The sequence below is a fragment of the Salinisphaera sp. genome, assembly GCF_002729955.1.
Taxonomy (GTDB): domain Bacteria; phylum Pseudomonadota; class Gammaproteobacteria; order Nevskiales; family Salinisphaeraceae; genus Salinisphaera.
The window spans coordinates 24,218-30,445 of sequence record NZ_PBYA01000036.1; the positions used below are offsets into that span (position 1 = coordinate 24,218).

Below are 6,228 nucleotides of genomic sequence, written 5' to 3' on the forward strand. Positions count from 1 at the left end.
TGGCCAGTCTGCTGGCCTGGGGCGCGGCGGCGTTCGTGTTCCGCGAAGCCATCTTCTTCGTGCTCGAGCATTAGAAGCGCCACACGCTTTTCGCGAGCGCCGCGCGTTTCGAGCACGCGCGATGTTCTAATAGCGGGATGAATGCTGCCCGTGCCGCGGGCCAGCGCTGGACGCTGGCCGATCTCATCGATTTCGAAACCGTGTTGATCGGCGTGGATAACGCCGCGCTCGAACACGACCGGCTGATATTCAACCGCGATATCCGGCCCGTTCTGCCGGACGGCGATGAGCGTGTTCGCCGCCGCGCGGGCCTGCGCGCCTGGCTTGATTATCGGCGCGAAGCCGATGCAATCGACACCGGCGATGCCTGGACGCAGGGCCTGCGCCTGGCGCGGCTGGCGCTTTTTATCGGTATGGCGCTCGCCGGCTTTGCACTGGTGGCGGGGCTGTGCGCAGGCACGAATGTCGGCGTACACGTCGTTCTGTTTTTCGCCGTGATGCTGGTCTTCCCGTGGCTGGTCTTCGCACTGTTTCTGCTCGTGGGGGCGTGGGGGCGCGGTTCGTCGGCCTGGCTCGAAGGGTCGATGCGCCGCATTATGGCGCGGTTCACGCAGGGGCAGGATGCCCAGCGCGAGCAGCGGTTTCGCCTGCTGCGCGAGCGGTTGGCCGAGTCGGCCGTGCCGCGTCGCGCCCTGCAGGCCGCGCTGGCGCGTACGCTCCAGATCGGCGCCGTGGGTTTCAACAGCGGGCTGGTACTGGCCTTCGTGGGTTCGCTTCTGGTGTTCGACGTGCGCTTTTACTGGGAAGCCACGCCCCAGACGAGCGGCGTGGTCGCTTCGGCCAGCCGTGTAGTGGCCGCGCCCTGGCGCGATATTTGGCCCGAAGCAGTGCCTACGTCCGCTCAGATCGAGGCGAGCCGGGCGGCTTACGTCGACGGCAGCCGCCGTGTGCCGTCCACCCCGCAAAGCACGGCGGCGTGGTGGCGTTTTCTGCTCATGTCGCTGCTGGTCTGGGGCCTGCTGCCGAGATTGCTGCTGGTTGTGTTCTATGCATGGCGCGAACGGCGGGCGCTGGCGGCGCTGGATTTCCAGTCGCCGGGGCATCGCGGCCTCTGGCGATCGCTGACCCGGATCGAGCGCGGGGCGGTGGCCGCGCCCGCGGCCGATACCGCGCTGCTGCTGGATGTGGGCGGCAGCGGCATCGCGGCGGCATCCATTCGCGGTTTTCTGCTGCGCGCGCTTCGGGTGAACCCGGGCGAGCAGGCGCGTATTGGCGTGCTCGACGAGGATGCCGAGGCGAGCGCGGATGCCGCACTGGCTGCCGGGCCGGATCATGTCGTGCTCGCGGTCGAGGACTGGGGGCTGGCGCCGCGACAGGTCGGCGCGCTGCATGCAAGGGTACGCGGGGCCGTGGGGGAGAATACGCCGATGACATGGCTGGTTTTCGCCCAGGACGCACAGGGCCCGGGCGCGCCGGATGCGGCGCATTTGCAACGCTGGACACGGTTCATCGACGGGCTGCGCGACCCGGCGACCGAAATCGTGGCCTACGACGGCGGGCTTTGACATGGCGCTGCGCACGACACAGCCTGCCGAGTGGGTGACGACAGAGGTGCCCTGTTTCGCGGTGGTGGGCAAGGTCAACATGGGCAAGTCCGCCGTCCTGGCCACGCTGCTGGAAGAAGACGACGATCGCATCATTCGTATTTCGCCCGAGCCGGGGGAGACCACGCGCTGCCAGAGGCTGTCGCTGGTGCTCGACGGCGCCGAGCGGCTGCGCTTTATCGACACGCCCGGTTTTCAGCAACCCATCGAGGCGCTGCGTGCCATTCGCGCGCTGCACGGCAGTCAAACGGGTACGCCCGGTCTGGCTACACTGCAGTCGTTCGTCGACGAATACCGTGATACAGGCGAGTTCGAGGACGAATGCCGCCTGCTGGAGCCGTTACTCCAGGGCGCCGGTATTCTCTACGTCATCGATCCCGGCGTGCCGGTTTACGACAGCTTCCTCGCCGAGATCGAGATCCTGCGTTTTTCCGGGCGCGCACGCCTGGCGCTGCTCAACCAGCGCGGTGAGGCGGGCGCCGGGCATGAACACGAATGGCGCGAGCATCTGGGCAAGGCCTTCAACCTCGTGCGGGTGTTCGATGCCCATCGCGCGCGTTTTGCCACCCGGCGCGACCTGCTGGCCGCGCTCAACCAGATCGACGAACGCGACCGCGAGCACCTGCAGACCACCACCGCCTTGCTCGATGCCGAATGGCAACAGCGTCGCGAAGAAGCGGCCGAACGCATCCAGCACTTTCTACGCATCGCGCTGGAGCTGCGCGAGCACGGCCACTACGCCGAAGATGCGCCCGCGCCAGAGGCAGCGAAACGCGAGGCCGTGAAGCAGGCCAGCCGACGATATTACGAGCGCATCGCCGCGCTCGAACGCGAGACCGCGAACGATTTGCTGACCCTGTATCGCCATACCGCGATTCAGGCCGAGGCGATGAAAGGCTTCGACGACGATCTGGATCTGGCCAGCGACGAAACCTGGCGCCGGCTGGGCCTGACCCGCCAGCAGTTGACGTTCGTCGGCGCTGCAGTCGGTGCCGGCGCCGGTATCGGCGTGGATGCGGCCACGTTCGGCCACTCCCTGGGCGTGGGGGCGCTCATTGGCGGCCTGGGCGGCGGGGCGCTGGCGTTCTTCAAGGGCGACGCCATTCCCACGCTGCGCCTGGATATGGCGCGTATCGGCCCGCTCGGCGGGCAGCGGATTACGGTCGGCCCGCCACGCAACCCGAACTTTGCCTGGGTATTGCTGGACTCGATTCTGATTCGCTACCGCCAGATTCTGTCGCGTGCCCATGCACGGCGTGGCGATGCCATGCTTGAAGGCGCTTCAGGCGATGGCAGCATCGCGCGCGAGCTGGAAAGCGGCCCGCAGAAAGCGCTGGCGCGCTGGTTTCGATCGGTCACCCGTGCCCAGCACGACCCCGATCAGGAAAGCGCGGCGTTTGCCGCGCTGCTTACCGTGCTGGCCTCGATCGAGGACGAGCTCTAGTTCTCCGTCTGCTCGGCGATGGCCTGCTGGATGCGCTCGTAGCTCACCACGCCGGAAAACATCTGGTCGCCGACGATCACCGTGGGGGTGGCACGCAGGCTGATGGCCTTGCCGGCTTCCTGATTGCGGGCGATCACGTCGTCCACGCCGCCCTGGGTCATGCAGGCTTCCAGGCGCTGGGCATTCACGCCGGTTTCGACCGCCATATCCAGAAACATGGCGGTCGGGTCGTCGCGCTGCGACCAGTCACGCTGGGTTTCGAACAGACGGTGGTGATAGGGCCAGAACCGATCCTGGCGGGCCGCGCAGCGCGCCGCCACTGCGGCCTGCTGGGCATGGGCATGCATGGGCAGCGGGAAATCGAAGAAGATGAAGCGCACCTTGCCGGAGTCGACCAGTTCGTCGCGAATCCGCTCGGCGGTGGGGGCGAACGCGCCGCAGGCCGGGCACTGGTAGTCGGCGAACTCGCGCACGGTGACGGGCGCATCGGCGCTGCCGACGGCCTCGCCGAGCGCATCGTATTCGGTTTCGAAGGCGTTCATGCTGTCGGCCGACAGGGTGCGGACGTTATCGCCGCCCGGCGCGGCGCTATCGCCGCTGCCGCGAAAACTGATCACCAGGATCGCCAGGATGATCAGCGCACCCAGAATCAGGGCAGGAACAAACAGGGCGCCAAACAGGCTGGACCGGCCGGTGTTCTGTGGGCTCATACGACGACTCCTCGGGCCGACTAGTGGGCGACAACAGCCCCGGATCATACCGCGTGTACCGATAGTGGGTCAGGTACGTTCCCGACAGGCATAAAAAAAGGAGGGGCCGCGGCCCCTCCCTTGCGCGTAACGCGATCGCAACGATCAGTTGCTGGCGTCTTCGGCGGCGTCTTCCGTCTTGTCGGCCGCGTTCTCGGCCGCATCGCCGGTGTCGTCGGCGCCACCGCTGATGGCATCGCGGGTGTCGTCGATAAGGTCCGTGGTGCCGTCCTTGATACGCGTCCAGGCGCTGCTGGCGGACTGCTTGGTCTGATCCCAGGCGTCGGCCGCCTGATTCTGAGTGCTGTTCCACCAAGAGTCGTTGTAGACCGGATAGCTACTCAGCGTCTTTCCGTCGGCCATCAGGGTGATGCGATAGCGCGGTTCGGTCGCCTTGTCGCCCTGCATGGTTTCGACGCTGAGCTGATCGGGGGAGACGACGTACGACTTGCCGTCCAGACCGAACTTGTTCTCGGTCTCGACCACGAACGACTTGATGGTCATGTTGTTGTCGAGGATGACGTCATCGACTTCGCCCACCGGCTTGTCGCTGCCCTGGGCATAGACATCGGCATCCATGAGCTGATCGGCCGAATAAAGGCCTTCGGGCTTCTGTTGGGCCAGCGCAAAGGTGCTGGTCGCCGCCAGGGTGATACCGGTCAACGCAATGGCACTCGTCTTACGTATCGCCATGTTCATGTCCTCGGTTATTGGAAATACCGGGCCGAATGGTAGGCACTGATGCTGAATGAAAACTGAAAATATCGATTTCAGTTTGATGGGCGATCCAGTGCGGCATCGAGTTCTGCCTCGAATCGTTGCAGCAGCGAGTCACTGCGGGCGGTGGAAACGCGATACAGCCGCCAGAGCGGCCGAGCAAGTGACAGCCCGGCCAGCGCAACGAACTGAACCGGGTTGGCAGCGCTGGCCTGCTTGGCCGCCAGCTCGCTCACGCAGGCGAGCCCCGCGCCGCTGGCGACCGCGCGGACGATGGCGCCGCTGTCGTCGATGATCAGGTGCGCGTTCGGGGGGGTATGGCCGGCCAGCGCCAAATTCTGTTCGAACACGGCCCGCGTACCCGAGCCCGGTTCGCGTGCGACCCAAGCATGCCTGTTTAGATGTGCCAGATCGATCGAGCCAACGTCATAGCCGGGCGGCGCGATAACCTGCAGTGTGTCCGTGTGCCAGTGCGCGATATTGAGATCGTCGCGCTGGGGCGGGCCTTCGATCAGTGCGATATCGGCTTCGAGGTTCGCGACTCTTGCTTCGGCCTGGGCGCTGTTGCCGGAAAGCACGCGTATTTGCAGGTTCGGGTGCGTCTGTCGTAAACGGGCGAGGCCGGCAGGCAGTACGTAGCGGGCGATGGTGCTTGAAGCAGCCAGACGAATGGTTCCGCTGAGTGTGGCCACGCCGCCGCTCGAGGGGACGAGCCGCTCCGGCAGCCGGGCGAGGGCGTCCATGGGCTCGACGGCCAGGGCAAGCAGCTGGCGTGCGGCGAACGTTGGCTTGATCTCGCGACCGTGGCGTTCGAACAGGTCCACATTCAGTGCGTCCGCCAGTTCTGCGATCGCCTGGCTGACCGCGGCCTGACTCAGGTGCAGTGCCTCGGCGGCGCGGCGTACCTGGCCGGTCCGGGCGACGGCCGCGAAGATCTCGAGCTGGCGCAGGGTGAAGCGCAGGCGTTCGGTCATGGGGGATGCATCGATAAAACCGAAACGTTAGTTTGGTATAAATCGATTTTAATTAATACGTAACGCGCAGAGGCTTGGTGTCATCGGTTCAGCAGCCTTGCCATACGTATGTCGCTATCCCTTGCAGCGTCTCTGCATATACCGTTCCGTCAGGCGTCGAATCGATGTGCGACGCTATGGCCGGGGCTCATGCTGTGCCTGTGTCTGGCCGGCCTGTCTTATGTGATCTCGGCATGGCCTGCGCTCAATCGAGTGGTGCCCTTGAGCGCGTTGACGGTCGGCATTCTGGTCGGCGTGGTGTTGCGGCTGTGCGTGGTCTTGCCTGCACGGGTAGAGCCCGGCATCCGCTGGACGCTGCACTATCTGCTGCGGGCCGGCATTGTATTGCTGGGTTTTCGGGTCGTCGTGCAGGATCTGCTGTCTGTCGGCGTTGGCGGTTTGGTGCTGGTAACGACCGCGGTTGTCAGCACCATCGTGCTCGCCATCGCGCTTGGCCGACTGCTCAAATTACCGGATACGCTCAGCGTGCTGGTCGGCTGTGGCACAGGCATCTGCGGGGCCTCGGCGGTGGTGGCAGTCGACGGCGTGATCCGCGCGCGCGGGCAGGACGTGGCCTGTGCCATCGCGATGGTCACGGTCTTCGGCACGATTGCGATGTTCGCCTACCCGGCGATCGCGCCGCATATCGGTCTGAGCGAAGCGGCGTATTCCGCCTGGGCCGGCAGTTCCATTCATGAAGT

The 6,228-nt window shown here is 65.5% G+C and carries 6 protein-coding genes; 3 read left to right on the forward strand and 3 right to left on the reverse strand.

From position 1 onward, the window contains the following. The first annotated feature begins 137 nt into the window (after nucleotides 1-137). Both CMN27_RS10895 and CMN27_RS10900 read left to right on the forward strand, forming a co-directional pair. Nucleotides 138-1,565: a DUF2868 domain-containing protein gene (locus CMN27_RS10895; protein ID WP_293626388.1), complete on the forward strand. Its 1,428-nt coding sequence runs from the start codon at nucleotides 138-140 to the stop codon at nucleotides 1,563-1,565. Between the two features lies 1 nt (nucleotide 1,566). Further along, nucleotides 1,567-3,048, forward strand: a complete 1,482-nt coding sequence (locus CMN27_RS10900; protein ID WP_293626390.1) for a DUF3482 domain-containing protein — start codon at nucleotides 1,567-1,569, stop codon at nucleotides 3,046-3,048. Here CMN27_RS10900 and CMN27_RS10905 read toward each other — a convergent pair. The 3 genes from CMN27_RS10905 to CMN27_RS10915 all read right to left on the reverse strand — a co-directional run bounded on the left by CMN27_RS10905 (nucleotide 3,045) and on the right by CMN27_RS10915 (nucleotide 5,488). Next, the gene (locus tag CMN27_RS10905; RefSeq protein ID WP_293626391.1) at nucleotides 3,045-3,758 is read right to left on the reverse strand and encodes a thioredoxin domain-containing protein; all 714 of its coding nucleotides are present in this window, start codon (nucleotides 3,756-3,758) and stop codon (nucleotides 3,045-3,047) included. The genes CMN27_RS10900 and CMN27_RS10905 overlap by 4 nt on opposite strands. Before the next feature lie 144 nt (nucleotides 3,759-3,902). Then, nucleotides 3,903-4,490, reverse strand: coding sequence for a PRC-barrel domain-containing protein (locus CMN27_RS10910; RefSeq protein ID WP_293626392.1), 588 nt, complete (start codon nucleotides 4,488-4,490; stop codon nucleotides 3,903-3,905). 77 nt (nucleotides 4,491-4,567) lie between these two features. After that, a complete protein-coding gene (locus tag CMN27_RS10915; RefSeq protein ID WP_293626393.1) occupies nucleotides 4,568-5,488 on the reverse strand; it encodes a LysR family transcriptional regulator in 921 nt (306 codons plus the stop codon). Nucleotides 5,489-5,596: 108 nt separating this feature from the next. Between CMN27_RS10915 and CMN27_RS10920 the strand changes: the two genes are divergently transcribed. Continuing rightward, a partial coding sequence (locus CMN27_RS10920) for a putative sulfate exporter family transporter (RefSeq protein ID WP_293626395.1) occupies nucleotides 5,597-6,228 on the forward strand: 632 nt, incomplete at its 3' end.